General features: G+C 72.8%; 15 protein-coding genes and 1 pseudogene. 12 read left to right on the plus strand and 4 right to left on the minus strand.

Annotated elements, in window-relative coordinates:
• The first annotated feature begins 14 nt into the window (after positions 1-14).
• From H293_RS0117360 to H293_RS0117380, 5 genes are all read left to right on the plus strand, one after another.
• On the plus strand, positions 15-848 hold the full coding sequence (locus H293_RS0117360; protein WP_020119134.1) for a M55 family metallopeptidase: 834 nt from the start codon (positions 15-17) through the stop codon (positions 846-848).
• Entirely contained in the window at positions 841-2,145 is a 1,305-nt protein-coding gene (locus H293_RS0117365; RefSeq protein ID WP_020119135.1) for a M20/M25/M40 family metallo-hydrolase, read from the plus strand. Before H293_RS0117360 ends, H293_RS0117365 begins: the two co-directional genes overlap by 8 nt.
• Before the next feature lie 16 nt (positions 2,146-2,161).
• Positions 2,162-4,111, plus strand: a complete 1,950-nt coding sequence (locus H293_RS0117370) for a dipeptidyl-peptidase 5 (protein ID WP_028807930.1) — start codon at positions 2,162-2,164, stop codon at positions 4,109-4,111.
• Positions 4,108-5,031: a S66 peptidase family protein gene (locus H293_RS0117375; protein WP_028807931.1), complete on the plus strand. Its 924-nt coding sequence runs from the start codon at positions 4,108-4,110 to the stop codon at positions 5,029-5,031. The genes H293_RS0117370 and H293_RS0117375 overlap by 4 nt, the downstream gene beginning before the upstream one ends.
• 157 nt (positions 5,032-5,188) lie before the next feature.
• Positions 5,189-5,752: a GNAT family N-acetyltransferase gene (locus tag H293_RS0117380; protein WP_020119138.1), complete on the plus strand. Its 564-nt coding sequence runs from the start codon at positions 5,189-5,191 to the stop codon at positions 5,750-5,752.
• Here H293_RS0117380 and H293_RS0117385 read toward each other — a convergent pair.
• A complete protein-coding gene (locus H293_RS0117385; protein WP_020119139.1) occupies positions 5,724-6,071 on the minus strand; it encodes a DUF6204 family protein in 348 nt (115 codons plus the stop codon). The genes H293_RS0117380 and H293_RS0117385 overlap by 29 nt on opposite strands.
• 59 nt (positions 6,072-6,130) lie before the next feature.
• On the opposite strand from H293_RS0117385, the pseudogene H293_RS52740 reads away from it, so the two are divergent.
• Both H293_RS52740 and H293_RS0117395 read left to right on the plus strand, forming a co-directional pair.
• A pseudogene (locus tag H293_RS52740) lies at positions 6,131-7,062 on the plus strand (arginase family protein).
• Between the two features lie 40 nt (positions 7,063-7,102).
• Positions 7,103-9,061 (plus strand): DUF5107 domain-containing protein, encoded by a 1,959-nt coding sequence (locus H293_RS0117395; RefSeq protein WP_020119140.1) that lies wholly within the window; start codon positions 7,103-7,105, stop codon positions 9,059-9,061.
• A 14-nt stretch (positions 9,062-9,075) separates the two neighbouring features.
• Here the strand turns inward: H293_RS0117395 and H293_RS0117400 are convergent, their stop codons facing one another.
• Complete coding sequence (locus tag H293_RS0117400) at positions 9,076-9,426, minus strand: VOC family protein (RefSeq protein ID WP_020119141.1); 351 nt, start codon at positions 9,424-9,426, stop codon at positions 9,076-9,078.
• Positions 9,427-9,551: 125 nt separating this feature from the next.
• Between H293_RS0117400 and H293_RS0117405 the strand changes: the two genes are divergently transcribed.
• Both H293_RS0117405 and H293_RS0117410 read left to right on the plus strand, forming a co-directional pair.
• Positions 9,552-10,058, plus strand: coding sequence for a phage holin family protein (locus tag H293_RS0117405; protein WP_028807932.1), 507 nt, complete (start codon positions 9,552-9,554; stop codon positions 10,056-10,058).
• Positions 10,059-10,094: 36 nt separating this feature from the next.
• Positions 10,095-11,111 carry an SDR family oxidoreductase gene (locus H293_RS0117410; protein WP_020119143.1) on the plus strand — a complete coding sequence of 339 codons (1,017 nt, stop codon included), beginning with the start codon at positions 10,095-10,097 and terminating at the stop codon, positions 11,109-11,111.
• Positions 11,112-11,148: 37 nt separating this feature from the next.
• Here H293_RS0117410 and H293_RS0117415 read toward each other — a convergent pair whose 3' ends face one another.
• Positions 11,149-12,240, minus strand: coding sequence for an enolase C-terminal domain-like protein (locus H293_RS0117415; RefSeq protein WP_020119144.1), 1,092 nt, complete (start codon positions 12,238-12,240; stop codon positions 11,149-11,151).
• A 3-nt stretch (positions 12,241-12,243) separates the two neighbouring features.
• Positions 12,244-13,203 (minus strand): LLM class F420-dependent oxidoreductase, encoded by a 960-nt coding sequence (locus tag H293_RS0117420; protein WP_020119145.1) that lies wholly within the window; start codon positions 13,201-13,203, stop codon positions 12,244-12,246.
• 139 nt (positions 13,204-13,342) lie between these two features.
• Between H293_RS0117420 and H293_RS0117425 the strand changes: the two genes are divergently transcribed.
• The 3 genes from H293_RS0117425 to ligD are packed head-to-tail and all read left to right on the plus strand — an operon-like array spanning position 13,343 to position 17,768.
• Positions 13,343-14,995, plus strand: coding sequence for an NAD(P)/FAD-dependent oxidoreductase (locus H293_RS0117425; RefSeq protein ID WP_028807933.1), 1,653 nt, complete (start codon positions 13,343-13,345; stop codon positions 14,993-14,995).
• Positions 14,992-16,839, plus strand: coding sequence for a transketolase (locus H293_RS0117430; RefSeq protein WP_020119147.1), 1,848 nt, complete (start codon positions 14,992-14,994; stop codon positions 16,837-16,839). The genes H293_RS0117425 and H293_RS0117430 overlap by 4 nt, the downstream gene beginning before the upstream one ends.
• Positions 16,836-17,768, plus strand: a complete 933-nt coding sequence (gene ligD / locus H293_RS0117435) for a non-homologous end-joining DNA ligase (RefSeq protein ID WP_020119148.1) — start codon at positions 16,836-16,838, stop codon at positions 17,766-17,768. Before H293_RS0117430 ends, ligD begins: the two co-directional genes overlap by 4 nt.
• The last annotated feature ends 5 nt before the right edge of the window (positions 17,769-17,773 follow it).

Consider the following 17,773-nt stretch of genomic DNA (forward strand, 5'->3'; position numbering starts at 1 on the left):
TAACGTGGCGGACCATGAAGATCCTGATCAGCGCCGACATGGAGGGCGCCACGGGTGTCACGTGGCCGGACGACGTGATGCCGGGGGCGTCGCAGTGGGAACGGTGCCGCTCCCTGTTCACCTCGGACGTGAATGCCGCCGTGCTGGGCTTCTTCGACGGCGGCGCCGACGAGGTGCTCATCAACGAGGCGCACTCGACCATGCGCAACCTGCTGCTCGAACAGCTGGACGAGCGGGCGCAGATGCTCACAGGCCGGCACAAGGACCTCTCCATGATCGAGGGAGTCCAGCACGGCGACGTCGACGGCATCGCCTTCCTCGGCTACCACGCGGGCGCGGGTCAGGAGGGCGTCCTCGCCCACACCTACCTCGCCAACTCCATCACCGGGGTGTGGCTGAACGACGTGCCCGCGAGCGAGGGGTACCTCAACGCGCACGTGGTCGCGGAGTACGGCGTCCCCGTGGTCCTCGTCACCGGGGACGACGTGGCCTGCGAGGACGCCCTCGGCTACGCCCCCGAGGCGCTGAAGGTCGCCGTCAAGGACCATGTCTCGCGGTACGCGGCCGTGTGCCGTACGCCGGCCCGCACGGCCGCCGACATCCGGGCCGCGGCGAAGGAGGCCGCCCGGCTGGCGGTCCGTCAGGAACCCGTACAGGCGGGGCCGTTCACGATCGCGGTCGAGTTCGACGCCGAGCACCTCGCGATGGCCGCCACCGTGGTGCCGGGTGTGGAGCGGATCGGGGCGCGGAAGGTGGCGTACACGAACGAGACCATGTACGCGGGAATCCGTACCTTCAAGGCGGTCACCACCATCGTCTCGGCCGCCGTGGAGGAGCAGTATGGCTGACCAGCAGGCACTGGACGAGGTCGTCCGGTTCACCTCCGACCTCATCCGCATCGACACCACGAACCGGGGCGGCGGCGACTGCCAGGAGCGGCCCGCCGCCGAGTACGCGGCCGAGCAGCTGGCCGGGGCGGGCCTTGAGCCCCTGATGCTGGAGCGCACCGAGGGCCGGACGAACGTCGTCGCCCGCATCGAGGGCACCGACCCGTCGGCGGACGCGGTGCTCATCCACGGTCATCTGGACGTGGTGCCCGCCGAGGCCGCCGACTGGAGTGTGCACCCCTTCTCCGGGGAGGTCCGCGACGGGGTCGTCTGGGGCCGCGGGGCGGTCGACATGAAGAACATGGACGCGATGATCCTGGCCGTGGTGCGGTCCTGGGCCCGGCAGGGCCTACGGCCCCGGCGGGACCTCGTGATCGCGTTCACCGCCGACGAGGAGGCCAGCGCCGAGGACGGCTCGGGGTTCCTCGCCGACGAGCACCCGGAGCTCTTCGAGGGCTGCACGGAGGGGATCAGCGAGTCGGGGGCGTTCACCTTCCACGACGGCGCCGGCCGGCAGATCTACCCGATCGGGGCGGGGGAGCGCGGCACGGGCTGGCTCAAGCTCACCGCGAACGGCCGCGCCGGGCACGGCTCCAAGGTCAACAAGGAGAACGCTGTCACCCGGCTCGCCGCCGCCGTGACCCGCATCGGCGAGCACGAGTGGCCGCTGCGGCTCACCCCGACCGTCCGCGCGGCCCTCGCCGAACTCGCCGCGCTCTACGGCATCGAGACCGACCTGAGCGACGTGGACGGACTGCTGGAGAAGCTGGGCCCGGCGGCCAAGCTGGTCGAGGCGACCGTCCGCAACAGCGCCAACCCGACCATGCTGCAGGCCGGTTACAAGCTCAACGTGATCCCGGGGGAGGCCGTGGCCTACGTCGACGGGCGTTATCTGCCCGGCGGCGAGGACGAGTTCCGGGCGACCCTCGACCTGCTCACCGGCCCGGACGTGGACTGGGAGTTCAGCCATCGCGAGGTCGCCCTCCAGGCACCGGTCGACTCACCGACGTACGCCGGCATGCGTGCCGCGGTGGAGGAGTTCGCGCCCGAGGGGCACGTGGTGCCGTACTGCATGTCCGGCGGCACGGACGCCAAGCAGTTCTCCCGCCTGGGCATCACCGGGTACGGGTTCGCGCCCCTGAAGCTCCCGGAGGGCTTCGACTACCAGGCCCTCTTCCACGGGGTCGACGAACGCGTCCCCGTCGAGGCACTGCACTTCGGCGTGCGGGTACTCGACCGCTTCCTGCGAACCGCCTGAGCAAGTGGGGGAGAACGTGCAGACGTCGGCATACGGTTCCTGGCCCTCGCCCATCGACGCGGCGCTCGCCGCCGCGCACGACGGGCACCCCGAATGGCTGGGCCTCGTCGGGGACGAGGTGTGGTGGACCGAGCCCCGGCCCACCGAGGGCGGCCGCCGCACCCTGGTGCGCAGGCGCCCCGACGGCCGGGAGGAGCCGGTGCTGCCGGCGCCGTGGAACGTGCGCAGCAGGGTCATCGAGTACGGCGGTCACCCCTGGGCCGGCGAGGTGGTGGCCGGCGAACCGCTCGTCGTGTTCGTGCACTTCGCCGACCAGCGGCTGTACCGGTACGAGCCCGGGGGTGAGCCGCGTCCCTTGACGCCCGTCTCCCCGGTCGGCGGCGGACTGCGCTGGGCGGAGCCGCAGTTGAGACCCGAGCTGGGTGAAGTGTGGTGCGTCCTGGAGGAGTTCACCGGAGACGGGCCCACCGACGTCCGCCGGGTCCTGGCCGCCGTGCCGCTGGACGGCTCGGCCGTGCAGGACCGGGACGCGGTGCGCGAACTCACCGACGACCGCCACCGGTTCGTCACCGGCCCCCGCATCTCGCCCGACGGCTCGCGCGCGGCCTGGCTCGCCTGGGACCATCCGCGGATGCCCTGGGACGGCACGGAGCTGATCGTCGCCGAGGTCCTGGGCGGCACGCTCCGGGAGCCCCGCACGGTGGCCGGCGGCCCGGAGGAGTCCATCGCCCAGGCCGACTGGTCGCCCGACGGCCGCCTCCTGTACGCGAGCGACCGCACCGGCTGGTGGAACCTCTACCGCGACGGCGAGCAACTCTGCCCGCGTGAGGAGGAGTTCGGCGGCGCCCTGTGGAAGGTCGGGCAGCGCTGGTTCGCCCCGCTGGACAGCGGCCTGATCGCCGTCGTGCACGGCACCGGATCGACCGCGCTCGGCATCCTGGACCCGGAGACCGGTGAACTCGTCGACGCGGCCGGTCCCTGGACCGAGTTCGCGCCCACCCTCGCGGTGCACGGCGAGCGGGTCGTCGCCGTGGGCGCCAGCCCGCGCACGGCCTACGAGGTCGTGGAGCTGGACACCTGCACCGGCCGGGCCCGGGTGATCGGCGCCGAGCACGACGACCCGGTCGACCCGGTGCACTACCCCGAGCCCCTGATCCGCGTCTTCACCGGGCCGGACGGCCGGGACATCCACGCCCACGTCTACCCGCCGCACCACCCCGGGTACCGGGCGCCCGGCGACGAGCTGCCGCCGTACGTCGTCTGGGCGCACGGCGGACCGACCGGCCACGCGCCCCTCGTGCTCGACCTCTCGATCGCCTACTTCACCTCCCGCGGCATCGGCGTCGCCGAGGTCAACTACGGCGGCTCGACCGGATACGGGCGGGAGTACCGCAACCGGCTGCGCGAGCAGTGGGGCGTGGTCGACGTCGAGGACTGCGCCGCCGTCGCGCTCGCCCTCGCCGACGAGGGCACCGCCGACCGCGACCGGCTCGCCGTCCGCGGCGGCAGCGCGGGCGGCTGGACCGCCGCCGCCTCGCTCACCATGACCGACGTCTACGCCTGCGGCACCATCGTCTACCCCATCCTCGACCTGGCCGGCTGGGGCACCGGGGAGACCCACGACTTCGAGTCCCAGTACCTGGAGAGCCTGGTCGGACCGCTCGCCGAGGTCCCAGGACGGTACACGGAACGCTCGCCCGTCGAACACGCCGACCGGGTCACCGCACCCTTCCTGCTGCTCCAGGGCCTGGACGACGTGATCTGCCCGCCCGCGCAGTGCGAGCGGTTCCTCGCCCGGATCGCGGGACGTCAGGTGCCGCACGCCTACCTCGCCTTCGAGGGGGAGGGGCACGGGTTCCGCCGGGCGGACACGATGATCCGCGCGTTGGAGGCCGAACTCTCCCTGTACGCCCAGGTGTTCGGTCTCAACCCGCCCGGCGTCCCAACATTGGAGCTCACCAGGTGACAGAACTCGTACGACCGCCCAGACTCGCGCCCGGAGCCCGCGTGGCCGTCGTCGCGCCCAGCGGGCCGGTGCCGGAGGAGCGCCTCCAGGCGGGCCTGGACATCCTGCGCGGCTGGGATCTCGACCCGGTCGTGGCACCCCATGTCCTGGACCGGCACGGCGAGTTCACCTACCTGGCGGGCACCGACGCCGACCGGGCGGCTGATCTCCAGAACGCCTGGTGCGACCCGTCGGTGGACGCCGTGCTGTGCGCCCGGGGCGGATACGGCGTGATGCGCATGGTCGACCTGCTCGACTGGGAGGCCCTGCGCGCGGCCGGGCCGAAGGTGCTGGTCGGGTTCAGCGATGTCACCGCGCTGCACGAGGCCTTCGCCGCCCGGCTCGGCCTGGTCACGCTGTACGGTCCGATGGCGGCCGGCATGGACTTCATCAAGAACGGGCGGGCCCAGGAGCATCTGAAGGCCACGCTGTTCGCGCCGGAGACGGTCCGCACGCTCGCCTCCGGCGGCACGGCCCTCGTCCCCGGCCGGGCCCGCGGTGTCACCCTGGGCGGCTGTCTGTGCCTGCTCGCCTCCGAACTGGGCTCCGCCCACGCCAGGCCCGGAGCGCGCGGCGGGCTGCTCTGCCTGGAGGACGTCGGCGAGGAGACGTACCGTCTCGACCGCTATCTGACCCAACTCCTGCGCGCGGGCTGGCTCGACGGGGTGCGCGGGGTGCTTCTCGGGTCGTGGGAGAAGTGCGAACCGTACGAGAGGGTGCGCGCGCTGCTCCTCGACCGGCTCGGCGGCCTCGGCGTCCCCGTCGTCGAGGAGTTCGGCTTCGGACACGGCGAGGGGGCGCTGACGATCCCGTTCGGGGTGACGGCCGAACTCGACGCGGACACCGGCACGCTGACGCTCGGCGAACCCGCCCTGCGCTGAGCCAGCCACGGGTGCGCGCAGCGGCACTGACGGCGGCCCGGCGGGGATTCACCCCACCAAGGACAGGGGCAGGGGCGGGGCGTGGGCGCCCTGATCGGCGCGCTGTGCGGGACGTACGTCATGAAGAACCGCGGTCAGGTCGTCGTAGGCTGGCGGGATGCCGCACACCGCTTCCCGCTGTCTCGCCGAAGGCCCCCGCGTCGGCATTCGTCACTTCACCTACGAGGACGCCGCCGAGTTCACCGCGCGGGCCCGGGAGAGCAAGGAACTGCACCAGCCCTGGCTGTTCCCGCCGGACAGCGAGAGCGCCTACCTCGCGTACGCCGGCCGGCTGATCGAGGACCCGGCCAAGGCGGGGTTCCTGGTCTGTAAGAAGGACGGGGAGCGGGGCGGCGGGGCCATCGCCGGGTTCATCAACATCAACAACATCGTCCAGGGCGGCTTCTGGTGCGGGGCCCTCGGTTACGGCGCCTTCGCGCACGCCGCCGGGCGCGGGCTGATGCGCGAGGGGCTGAACCTCGTGGTCGACCACGCCTTCGGCCCGATGCGGCTGCACCGTCTCGAGATCAACGCACAGCCCGGCAACACCGCCTCCCTCGCCCTCGCCCGCAGCTGCGGCTTCCGGCTCGAAGGGTTCTCCCCGAAGATGCTCCACATCGACGGGGAGTGGCGGGACCACGAGCGCTGGGCGATCACCGCCGAGATGCGGGCTTCCGGTTGATCTTCATGGTGTCGAGGTCCGTGACCGTCGACCTCAGGTCGCCGAAGCCGTAGCCGAGCTCACGGAGTGCCGTCTGCGCGCGGTCCTCGGCGATCGCGCCCGCCATCTCCTCGCCGTCCGCCGCGTCCGACACCACCACGTACCGCATGGAGAAGTGCTTCAGCGGCGCCGGTTCGTAGGACAGCGAGCCCTCCTCGGAGAACCGCATGCTCGCCATGCCGTGGTCCGCCGCCTCGGCGAGCAGCCCGGCACGGGCCTCGTCGGTGAGCCCCTCCCACGTGCCGCGGACGATCACCCGGTAGGTGTGCTGCTCACTCACTGTCGCTCCCTCGCGTATCTCCGTGGACGGTCGACTGTACGTCGGCGAGGATGCTCCGCATGCGGAATATCGTCGTGCTGGACGCCCCCTCCAACCTCGGCCTGCGCCCGCCCGCCCCCGGTACCGTGCCCGGCTGCCACAAACTCGCCGGCGCCCTCCGCGAGCAGCGGATCGTGGTGGGGGTCCCCCCACGCCTTTAAGGCAGTGGGGGAGGCTGCACGCCCTGGAGGGCGGGGTGGTCGTACCGCCGCGCTACGACCGCGGGGACTGGCAGGAGGGCGACGGGGTCTTCAACGCCGCCGCCATCGCGTCGTACACCGTGAAGCTGGCCGACCGCATCGAGCGCCACGTGCGCGCCGGGGAATTCCCCGTCGTCCTCGGCGGGGACTGCTCCGTTCAGCTCGGCGCCTCGCTCGCCCTGCGCCGGGTCGGACGTTACGGACTGGCCGCGATCGACGCCTCGCCGGACTTCCGGCACCCCGGCAACTCCGACCGGATCGGCGCGGCGGGCGGCGAGGAGGTCGCGCTGGGCACCGGCCGCGGACAGGAGGACCTGACGGACCTGGAGGGGCTGAAGCCCTATCTGCGGGACGAGGACGTGCGGTTCTTCGGGATCCGCGACGCGTTCGAGGAGGACCGGGCCGAACTCGCCGGCCTCAAGATCCCGGTGGTGACCGTCGGTGACGTCCGGGAGTGGGGTGCGGACGCCCTCGCCCGGGCCACCGCCCAGGCCTTCGAGACCCCGGAGATCGACGGCTTCTGGGTGCACCTGGACGCCGACTGCCTCGACCCGTCCGTGATGCCCGCTGTCGACAGCCCCGACCCGGACGGGCTCCAACCCGCCGAACTCGTCGCGCTGCTACGGCCGTTGCTCGCCTCCCCTTCCTGCGCCGGCCTCAACGTCACCATCTACGACCCCGATCTGGACCCCGAGGGCACCGCGGGCGCGCTGCTCACCGACATCGTCGTGGACGCCTTTGCGCAATCCTGACCGGCAGCTCCCCTGGCCGACTCGGTGCCGAGCGGTTTCCATGGTGATCGTGACGACGATCCGGCGAGACGTGCTCACCCTGCCCGCCGCACCGCTGGGCCCCGACAACCCCCTGCCCCCGCTGCGGCTCCTGCACGATGGGGGCACCTCCCACGCCCTCAAGGCAGTGGGGGACCACCGCATCGACGTGCGGGAGCGCGACGACCTGCCCCGGGACATGGCCCGGCAGGCGGGTTACGGGCCACTGGGGAGCCTGCTGCCCGTCCGTGTCCGGGACGGCTACGGCAGAGAGCGCGCACCCCGCGCCTTCGAGACGGTCGTGATCGAGAACGACCGGCTCAGGGCCACGGTCCTCCCCGGTCTCGGCGGCCGGGTCGCCTCCCTCCTCCACAAGGCCACCGGGCGTGAACTCCTGTACCGCAACCCGGTGTTCCAGCCGGCGAACTTCGCCCTGAACGGCGCCTGGTTCTCCGGCGGCATCGAGTGGAACATCGGCGCCACCGGCCACACCACCCTGTCCTGCGCACCCCTGCATGCCGCCCGCGTGCCCGCTCCCGACGGCGGAGAGATGCTCCGCCTGTGGGAGTGGGAGCGGCTGCGCGACCTGCCCTTCCAGGTGGACCTGTGGCTCCCGGACGGGTCGGACTTCCTGTACGCCGGAGTGCGCATCCGCAATCCGCACGAGCGGCCGGTACCGGCCTACTGGTGGTCGAACATCGCCGTCCCCGAGGGACGCAGGGTGCTCGCCCCGGCCGAGGACGCCTGGCAGTTCGGCTACGAGCGCCACCTGCGCCGGGTGCCCGTCCCGCCGGACCCCCTGGACAGCCCGTACGCCGCCGACTACTTCTACGACCTGCCCGACGCCCGGCGCCGCTGGATCGCCGCCCTCGACGGCGACGGCCACGGCCTGGTGCAGACGTCCACCGACCTCCTGCGCGGCCGCAAGCTGTTCGTGTGGGGGACCGGCAGCGGCGGCCGGCGCTGGCGGGAGTGGCTCACCGAACCAGGCACCGGCGGCTGCTGCGAGATCCAGGCCGGACTCGCCCGCACCCAGCTGGAGCACGTACGCCTGGACGCCGGGAGCGAGGTGGCGTGGCTGGAGGCGTACGGGCCGCTCAGCGCGCCGCCGGTGCCGGCCGAGGCGGAGGCACACCTGGAAGCCGTACTGCCGCGGGCCGCCGTCGACGCGGCCTACGCCGCCTGGAAGCCGTACGCCGACACCGAACCCGGCGAGACCCTGGCCGTCGGCTCGGGCTGGGGCGCCCTCGAAGCGCTGCGCGCCGACTGGAAGCTGCCCGGCACCCCATTCGGGGAAAGCACCCTCGGCCAGGCGCAGGAGCCCTGGCTGGAGCTGCTGCGCACCGGGTCCCTCCCCGAACCGCGCCGGGTACGGCCGCCCGGGGACACCCTGGTCGCCCCGCACTGGCGGGACATGCTGGAGACCGCGCCCGCCACCCCGCTCGCCGAGTACCACCTGGGAGTCGCCCAGTGGCACGCGGGGGACCGGGCACAGGCCGTGCGCAGCTGGGAGCGGGGACTCGAACTGGCGCCGTCCCGCTGGCCGTTGCTGCGCTGTCTCGCCGTGGCCGACCAGGAGAGCGGCAACCGGGAGCGGGCCGCCGACCGGTACGCCGACGCCTTCGACGACCTGTGCCACGAGCGGCGCGACGACGGCGAGACGTGGACGGCGGCCACCGCCGCGCTCGGCCGCGAGACGCTGGAGGCGCTTCTCGCGGCGCGGCGTACTTCCGAGGCGCGTTCCGTGTGGGAGCGGCTGTACCCGGCGATCCGGGCGCGCGGCAGGTTCCGGCTGATCGAGGCCGGACTGCTGCTCGCCGAGGGACGGCCCGAGGCGGCCCGGGCCGTCTTCGAGGACGGCTTCGAGGTCGCCGACCTGCGGGAGGGCGCCGAGGCGATCGGCGAACTGTGGAGCCGCATCAGCTCCCCCGACGAGCCGCTTCCGGCGCGCTACGACTTCCGTATGCGGCCGCCGACGTAGGGGAGCCGGTCCCGTCAGGTGACGTTGCGGTCCACGTACTCGTACACCACGCCGTCCGGATGCATCGCGATCAGATTGCGGCCCACCGGCGTGGGCACCGGGCCCGCGATGACCCGGGCGCCCAGCTCGCTGAGCAGCTGGTGGGCCTCGTCGACGTCCTTCACCGCGATGGTCGCCGCGACCTTGCGCAGCACCTCCAGCTCGGCCTCGGGGCCGCTCATCAGCAGGAAGCAGCCCACCGCGGCGACCTGGACGCCGCCGCGCTCGAAACGGAGGGCCGTGGCGCCCGCGAGCCGTTCGTAGAAGACGACCGCGGCCTCCAGGTCGTCGACACAGACACGCAGCGTGGTTCCCAGAATGTCCATGCGGACGAGCCTAATTGCGGTCGCAGGGCCGCGGAGATCGTTTCACGCGATCCTCCCGACCCGGCCGCCCGTACCGCACACGCGGCCCGGCGTTATGCGCACGCCTGTGCGGGTACCCGGCGGCCATGGAGCGCTTGGATCACCTGGAGCATCTGGACAGGCATCTGGTCGACGAGCTGGCGCAGGTGGCGCGCGAGACCGTACGGGACGAGCTGCGCGAGCAGACGCGCAAGCAGCGCCGTACGGCCATGCTGTACGCCGCGTCCGGTGCCGTCGCGCTGTACGCGGGGGCGGCCCTGGCACTCGCCGTGGGCCTGGCCCTCGCCCTCGGGCTGCCCGACTGGGCCGCCGCACTGATCACCGCCGTGATCCTGGGGGCCGTGGCCTACGCACTGCGCGGTGCGGCCAGGCCGTCCGCGTCCCGGCCGAGGGCCGGGCGGGAGGCGGAGGCGGCGGCCGTTCCGGACCGGACCGCCGAGGCGGCCGCACCGGTGGCGGCCCCGCCGAGCGGGCTCGGGACGCCCTATCCGCCCATGCCGCCCGTCGCCCCCGGGACCCCGGGCACACCGGAGCCGGGCACCGCGCCGGGGCAGGACGGCATCGACCCCGAGCAGCCGCACCACCGGGCCTGACGCCCGGTGGCGCGTGACGCAGGGAAGGAAGCGCACGTGAAGCAGGGCAAGGTCGTCGTGGTGACCGGGGCAAGCGGCGGCGTGGGACGGGCCACGGCCCGGGCCTTCGCCGAACGCGGCGCCCGCGTCGCCCTGCTGGCCCGCGGCCGCGAGGGCCTCGCGGCCGCCGCCGACGAGGTGCAGCGGGCAGGCGGTGAGGCGCTCGTCGTGAGCGTCGACATGGCCGACCCCAAGGCGGTCGACGACGCCGCCCAGCAGGTCGTCGACGCCTACGGGCACATCGACGTCTGGGTCAACAACGCCTTCACCGGGGTCTTCGCGCCCTTCACGGAGATCACCCCGGACGAGTTCCGGCGGGTCACCGAAGTGACGTACCTGGGCTATGTGTTCGGCACCCGGGCCGCCCTCCACCACATGCTGCCGCGGGACCGCGGCACGATCGTGCAGGTGGGGTCCGCGCTGGCCTACCGGGGCATTCCCCTGCAGTCCGCGTACTGCGGGGCCAAGCACGCCATCCAGGGCTTCAACGAGTCCCTGCGGTGCGAGCTGCTCCACTCGGGCACCGGTGTCCGTACGACCATGGTGCAGCTGCCGGGCCTCAACACACCCCAGTTCGACTGGGTGTTGAACCGGATGCCCGGCAAGGCCCGTCCCGTGGCGCCAGTCTACCAGCCCGAGGTCGCCGCACGCGCGGTCGTCCACGCGGCCTCCCACGCGCGCCGGCGGGAGTACTGGGTCGGCGGGTCCACGGTGGCCACGCTCGTCGCCAACGCCGTCGCGCCCGGGGTCCTGGACCGCTATCTCGCCCGCACCAACTTCGAGGCACAGCAGGAGGAGGGCGAGCACGGCGGTCCCGGGAACCTGTGGGCGCCCGCGGACGGGCCGCACGGACGGGACTTCGGGGCGCACGGGCGGTTCGACGAGGAGACCGTGTCCAAGAGCCCGCAGGACTGGCTCTCCCGCAACCGCGCCCGCCTGGGCGTGGGGCTCGTGGCGGCCGCGGCCGGCGCGCTGGGTGTCACGGTGACTTCCGGGCTGCGCCGCCGGGGCTGAGCAGGGGCGGGCCGGGGGAGCACCGGGGCAACGGAGTTCAGGCCACCCGGTACTCCTCCACCTCCTCCGTGCGCAGCGTCAGACCGTGGCCCACCCCCGCCACCGGGCGGACCGTGCCTCCCGTCGGATCCAGTGCGCCGTCGAAGAACATGTCCTCGATGCGCACATGGTCGTGGAACCACTCCATGTGCCGGATGTTGGGGATCGCGGCGGCCGCCGCCGCGTGCGCGTGCGGAGCGCAGTGGGTGGAGATCTCCAGGCCGTGGGCCTGGGCCAGCGCCGCCGCGCGCAGGAACTCCGTGACACCGCCGCAGCGGGTCGCGTCCACCTGGAGACAGTCCACGGCGCCGGCCGCGATCATGCGCGCGAAGTACGGCAGGTCGTAGCCGTACTCACCGGCCGTGACATCGCAGACGAGGGCGTCACGGACCAGCCGCAGGCCCGTCAGGTCGTCCGATGACACCGGTTCCTCGAACCAGCCGACGCCGTGCTCCACCAGGGCGTTGCCCACCCGGACCGCCTGCTTGCGGGTGTACGCGCCGTTCGCGTCGACGTACAACTCCGCGTCCGGGCCGATGACTTCACGGGCCGTGCGGACCCGGGACAGGTCGCGGGGGACCGCCCGGCCCCAGCTCTCGCCGATCTTCAGCTTGACGCGGGGGATGCCCTGGCCGTGCACCCAGCCGTTGAGCTGCGCGGCCAGATGCGTGTCGTGGTACGTCGTGAAGCCACCGCTGCCGTAGACGGGAACGTGCTCGCGGGCGACGCCGAGCAGACGCGCCAGCGGGAGTTCCAGGACGCGGGCCTTCAGGTCCCACAGGGCGATGTCGAGGGCCGAGATCGCGCACGCCGCGATGCCCGGACGGCCCGCGTTGCGGACCGAACGGCACATCGCGTCGTGCAGCGCCGGGATGTCCATCGGGTCGCGGCCCTCGACCAGCGGTCCGAGCCGCTCGGTGAGGAAGTCACCGACCGCGGCCGGGCCGTAGGTCCAGCCCGTGCCGGTCTCCTCCCCGGTCGTCACCTCGGCGATCACCATCGTCGTGGTGTCCCAGGCGAGCGTGCCGTCGGCCTCGGGGGCGTCGGTCGGCACCGTGTACACCGAGACGACCGGGCGGTGGAGTCTCATCGCTCACCCCTGCTGGAGCTGGGGCAGCACCTTCGTACGGTAGAAGTCGAAGAAGCCGCGCTGGTCGGGGCCGATCTGGTTGACGTAGACCCGGTCGAAGCCGGCGTCGGCGAACGCGCTCAGCGTGGAGACGTGCTCGTCGACGTCGTCCCCGCACACCGCCTTCTCGCGCACCATCTCCTCGGTGACCAGCGGCTCCAGCTGCTCGAAGTGGCGCGGCGAGGGCAGGATCTGGGCCATCTCGCCGGGCAGGAACTGGTTGAACCACAGCTTGCGGACCGTGGCGACGCACTCGTCGCGGTCGTTGCCGTAGCAGACCTTCGTTCCGCCGATGACCGGCTTGCCGGCCCCGCCGCCCTTGCGGAACTGCTCCACCATCGACTCGTCGGGCGTCATCGTGATGAAGCCGTCGCCGACCCGGGACGCGAGCGCCGTGGCCGCCGGACCGAAGCCGGAGATGTCGATGGGGACGGGCTCGTCGGGGACCGTGTACAGGCGGGCGTTCTCCACGGTGTAGTGCGTGCCGTGGTGGTTGACCTCCTCGCCCGTGAAGAGGCGGCGCATCACCTGGATCGACTCCTCCAGCATTTCCAGGCGGATGTGCGCGGGCGGCCAGACATGGCCGAGCACGTGCTCGTTGAGGGCCTCACCGGAGCCGACGCCCAGCCGGAACCGGCCGTTGGTCATCACGGCCGAGGTCGCCGCGGCCTGCGCCACCACCGCCGGGTGGATCCGCACGGTCGGGCAGGTCACGGCCGTCTCGATGGGAAGGGACACGGCCTCCGAGAGTGCGCCGATCACCGACCACACGAAGGGGCTCTGGCCCTGCGCGTCGTTCCACGGGTGGTAGTGGTCGGAGATCCACAGCGAGCTGAAGCCCGCCTGCTCGGCCATCCGGGCCTGTTCGACCAGGTCCGCGGGACCGAACTCCTCGCACGACAGGAAATAGCCGTATTCGGGCATGGGGGTACCTCCGGCGGTTCCGTGATGAGCGGGGCCTTGGCCGAGTACCCGGCGGTCCGTGCGGAAACCGGCGTTTGGGCGCCCTGGCCAGGGGGACGCGGAAGGCTCCCGAGGTACGCGACAGCCCCGGAGGCGAACCGTGAGTCGACCCCGCATAGTGATCGTCGGTGCCGGCTTCGCCGGGTACCGGACGGCCAAGGAACTGTCCCGAAAAGCCCGCGGCAAGGCCGACATCACCCTGCTGAACCCGACCGACTACTTCCTGTACCTGCCCCTGCTGCCCCAGGTCGCCGCCGGCATCCTGGAACCCCGGCGGGTGACCGTCTCCCTCTCCGACACGCTGCCATGGGTGCGTCTGGTGCTCGGCGAGGCCGACGGCATCGACCTGGACGGCCGCACCGTCCACTACACCGACCCCGAGGGCGCCCGCGGCACGCTCGCCTACGACCGGCTGGTGCTGGCCGCCGGGAGCGTCAACAAGCTGCTGCCCATCCCCGGGGTCGCCGAGCACGCGCACGGCTTCCGGGGCCTGCCCGAGGCGCTGTACCTGCGCGACCACGTGACCCGTCAGGTGGAGCTCGCCGCGGCCGCCGACGATCCCGAGACCTGCGCCGCGCGGTGCACCTTCGTCGTGGTCGGCGCCGGCTACACGGGCACCGAGGTCGCCGCGCAGGGGCAGCTGTTCACCGACGCACAGGTGCGCAGGCACCCCCTGCGCAAGGGCATGCGGCCGCGCTGGATCCTCCTGGACATCGCGGAGCGGGTCCTGCCCGAGCTCGACTCCCATCTGTCCCGCACCGCCGACCGCACGCTCAGGGAACGGGGCGTGGAGGTGCGGATGGGTACCTCCGTGAAGGAGGCGACACCGCAGGGGGTGCTGCTGACCGACGGCGAGTTCGTCGCGACCCGGTCGCTGGTGTGGTGCGTGGGGGTACGGCCCGATCCGCTCGCCGAGTCGCTCGGACTGCCCATGGAGCGCGGCCGGCTGCTCGTCGACCCGAACCTCCAAGTACCGGGACGGCCCGAGGTGTTCGCGTGCGGCGACGCGGCAGCGGTGCCCGATCTGGACAACCCGGGCCAGTACACGCCGATGACGGCGCAGCACGCCTGGCGACAGGGCCGTACCGCGGCCCTCAATGTCGCCGCCTCCCTGGGAGCCGGTGTGCGCCGCCCCTACGAGCACCGGGACCTCGGCTTCGTCGTGGACCTCGGCGGGGCGAAGGCCGCGGCCAACCCGCTGGGCGTCCCGCTGTCCGGCCTCGCGGCCGGTGCCGTCACCCGCGGCTACCACCTCGCCGCGATGCCGGGCAACCGGGTCCGGGTCGCGGCCGACTGGCTCCTGGACGCCGTACTCCCGCGCCAAGCCGTTCAGTTGGGCCTCGTACGGTCCTGGGCGGTGCCGCTGGACACCGCCTCGCCGGAGCTGACACACGCCCCGGGGCGACCGCAGGCACGCCAGGATGCCGACGCGCGCTCCGGTCCCGGCGCCGCGACCGAGCGGGAGACGAGGCCGGGAGAGCCCGCCTGCGTACAGGCCCACCCACAGGAGCCGGAGGTTGGGGCAAGCGCGGGCGAGGCGGTGATCGCGGAGGCGAAGGCGCGCGAGACGGCCGAACGGAAGTCGCCCGAGCGGGAGCCGGTGGAGTGGGAGTCACCTGAGTGGGAGTCGCCGGAGCAATCGCCCGGGCCCGCCAGGAACCACCCGGGCTCCGAACCCGCCACATATCAGCCGGGCCAAGGCCCCGGCCCCACCAAACGAACTGACGCGGACCCCGCGGAAGGAGACTCATGAACACCGGTGAACTCGTCGAACTCGCCCAGCAGTTGCGCGTGGACAGTGTGCGCGCCTCGGCCGCCGCGGGCTCCGGGCACCCGACGTCCTCGATGTCCGCCGCGGACCTGATGGCCGTACTCCTCGCCAACCACTTCCGCTACGACTTCGACCGCCCCGCACACCCCGGCAACGACCGCTTCGTGCTGTCCAAGGGGCATGCCTCACCGTTGATGTACGCCGCGTTCAAGGCGGCCGGTGCCGTCGACGACGAGGAACTGCTGACCTTCCGAGGGCTCGACAGCCGTCTCGAAGGACACCCGACCCCGCGCAAGCTGCCCTGGGTGGAGACGGCGACCGGATCGCTCGGCCAGGGACTGCCGGTGGGCGTCGGCATCGCGCTGTCCGGGAAGCGGCTGGACCGCAGCGACTACCGGGTGTGGGTACTGTGCGGTGACAGCGAACTCGCCGAGGGCTCGATCTGGGAGGCCGCCGAGCACGCGAGCCACGAGCACCTCGACAACCTCACCGCGATCGTGGACGTCAACCGGCTCGGCCAGCGCGGCCCCACCCGGCACGGCCACGACCTCGACGCCTACGCCCGCCGCTTCCAGGCCTTCGGCTGGCACACCGTCGAGGTCGACGGGCACGACGTGGACGCCATCGACCGCGCGTACGGCGAGGCCGCGTCCACCAAGGGCCAGCCCACCGCGATCCTCGCCCGCACCCTCAAGGGCAAGGGCGTCGCCGACGTCGAGGACCGCGAGGGACTGCACGGCAAGCCCCTCAAGAACGCCGACGACGCCATCGAGGAGCTCGGTGGCGTACGCGACCTGCGCGTCCAGGTGCACGAGCCGCCGGCCGCCCGCATCCTGCACGCCGTCCGCTCCGGGCACGTGGACCTGCCCCGCTGGGACACCGGCGAGGACGTGGCCACCCGGGACGCCTACGGACAGGCCCTCGCCGCCCTCGGCACCGGCCGCGGGGACGTCGTCGCCCTGGACGGCGAGGTCGGCGACTCGACCCGCACCGAGTACTTCGCCAAGGAACACGCCGACCGCTACTTCGAGTGCTACATCGCCGAGCAGCAGATGGTCGCGGCCGCCGTGGGACTGGCCGCGCGCGGCTGGGTGCCCTACGCCGGCACCTTCGCGGCCTTCCTGACCCGTGCCTACGATTTCGTGCGCATGGCCTCCATCAGCGGGGCCGGCCTCAACCTCGTCGGCTCGCACGCGGGCGTCGCCATCGGGCAGGACGGGCCCAGCCAGATGGGCCTGGAGGACCTGGCGATGATGCGGGCGATCCACGGCTCGACCGTGCTGTACCCGTGCGACGCCAACCAGACCGCCCGCCTGATCGCCCAGATGGCGGACCTGGACGGCATCCGCTATCTGCGCACGGGCCGCGGCGAGAGCCCGGTGATCTACGGCGCCGACGAGGAGTTCCCGATCGGCGGCAGCAAGGTGCTGCGCTTCTCCCAGAGCGACCGGCTGACGGTCGTCGCCGCGGGCGTCACCGTGCCCGAGGCACTCAAGGCCGCCGAGGCACTGGAGCAGGAGGGCATCCGGGTCCGGGTCGTCGACCTGTACTCGGTCAAGCCGGTCGACCGGGCCACCCTGCGCCAGGCCGCCGAGGACACCGGCTGTCTGCTGACCGTGGAGGACCACCGCGAGGAGGGCGGCCTCGGTGACGCCGTCCTCGACGCCTTCACCGACGGCCGTCCCGTACCGCGCCTGGTGCGCCTCGCCGTCCGTACGATGCCCGGCTCGGCCTCGCCCGAGGAGCAGCTGCACGCCGCGGGCATCGACGCCGAGTCGATCGCGGCCGCGGGCCGGCTGCTGGTGGAGCAGGCGATCGTGCCGTGACCGGGGACGACGTACGGACCGTACGCGCGGGCAGGCGCACCGTCGAGGTGCACCGGCCGGACAAGGTGCTCTTCCCCGGCGGCGACGGTGCCAAGGAGTACACCAAGGCCGATCTCGTCGACTACTACCGTTCCGTCGCGCCCTTCATGCTGCCGCACCTGCGCGGTCGTCCGCTGATGCTGGAACGGCACCCGGACGGCCTCGACGGCCCCGTGTTCATGCAGAAGAACACCCCGGACTCCTACCCGGAGTGGATCGGCCGCGTCGAGGTGGCGAAGGAGGGCGGCACCGTCTGCCACACCGTCTGTGACGACGCCCCCACCCTCCTGTACCTCGCCGACCAGGCCGCCCTCACCCTGCACCGCTGGCTGTCCCGGACCGGGAGCGTGGAGCGGCCCGACCGGATGGTCTTCGACCTCGACCCGGCCGGGGAGGACGACTTCGCCCTGGTGCGCGAGGCCGCCTGGCTGCTCGGGGAACTGCTCGACGAGCTGAGTCTGCCCTCGGCGCTGATGACCACCGGCTCGCGCGGGCTGCATGTCGTCGTGCCGCTCAACGGCCGGCACGAGTTCGACGAGGTCCGCCGGTTCGCCAAGGACGTCGCCGACACCCTGGTCGCCGGCCACCCCGACCGGCTCACCACCGCCGCCCGCAAGAAGGACCGCGGCGACCGCCTCTACCTCGACATTCAGCGCAACGCCTACGCGCAGACCGCCGTCGCCCCCTTCACCGTCCGTGCGAAACCCGGGGCTCCCGTGGCCACCCCGATGGCCTGGACCCAGCTGGACGACCCGGGCCTGGACGCCCGCCGCTGGACCATCGCCGACGCGGTCGAACAGGCCCGCACCAACCCGTGGGCCGGGGTCATGGCCAAAGGGCGCGCCCTCGGGCCCGCCCGGCGCAGGTTGAACGCCTTGATGCCCTCTTGAAGGTT

Origin of the sequence: Streptomyces canus 299MFChir4.1 (assembly GCF_000383615.1) — a bacterium.
GTDB lineage: Bacteria > Actinomycetota > Actinomycetes > Streptomycetales > Streptomycetaceae > Streptomyces > Streptomyces canus_C.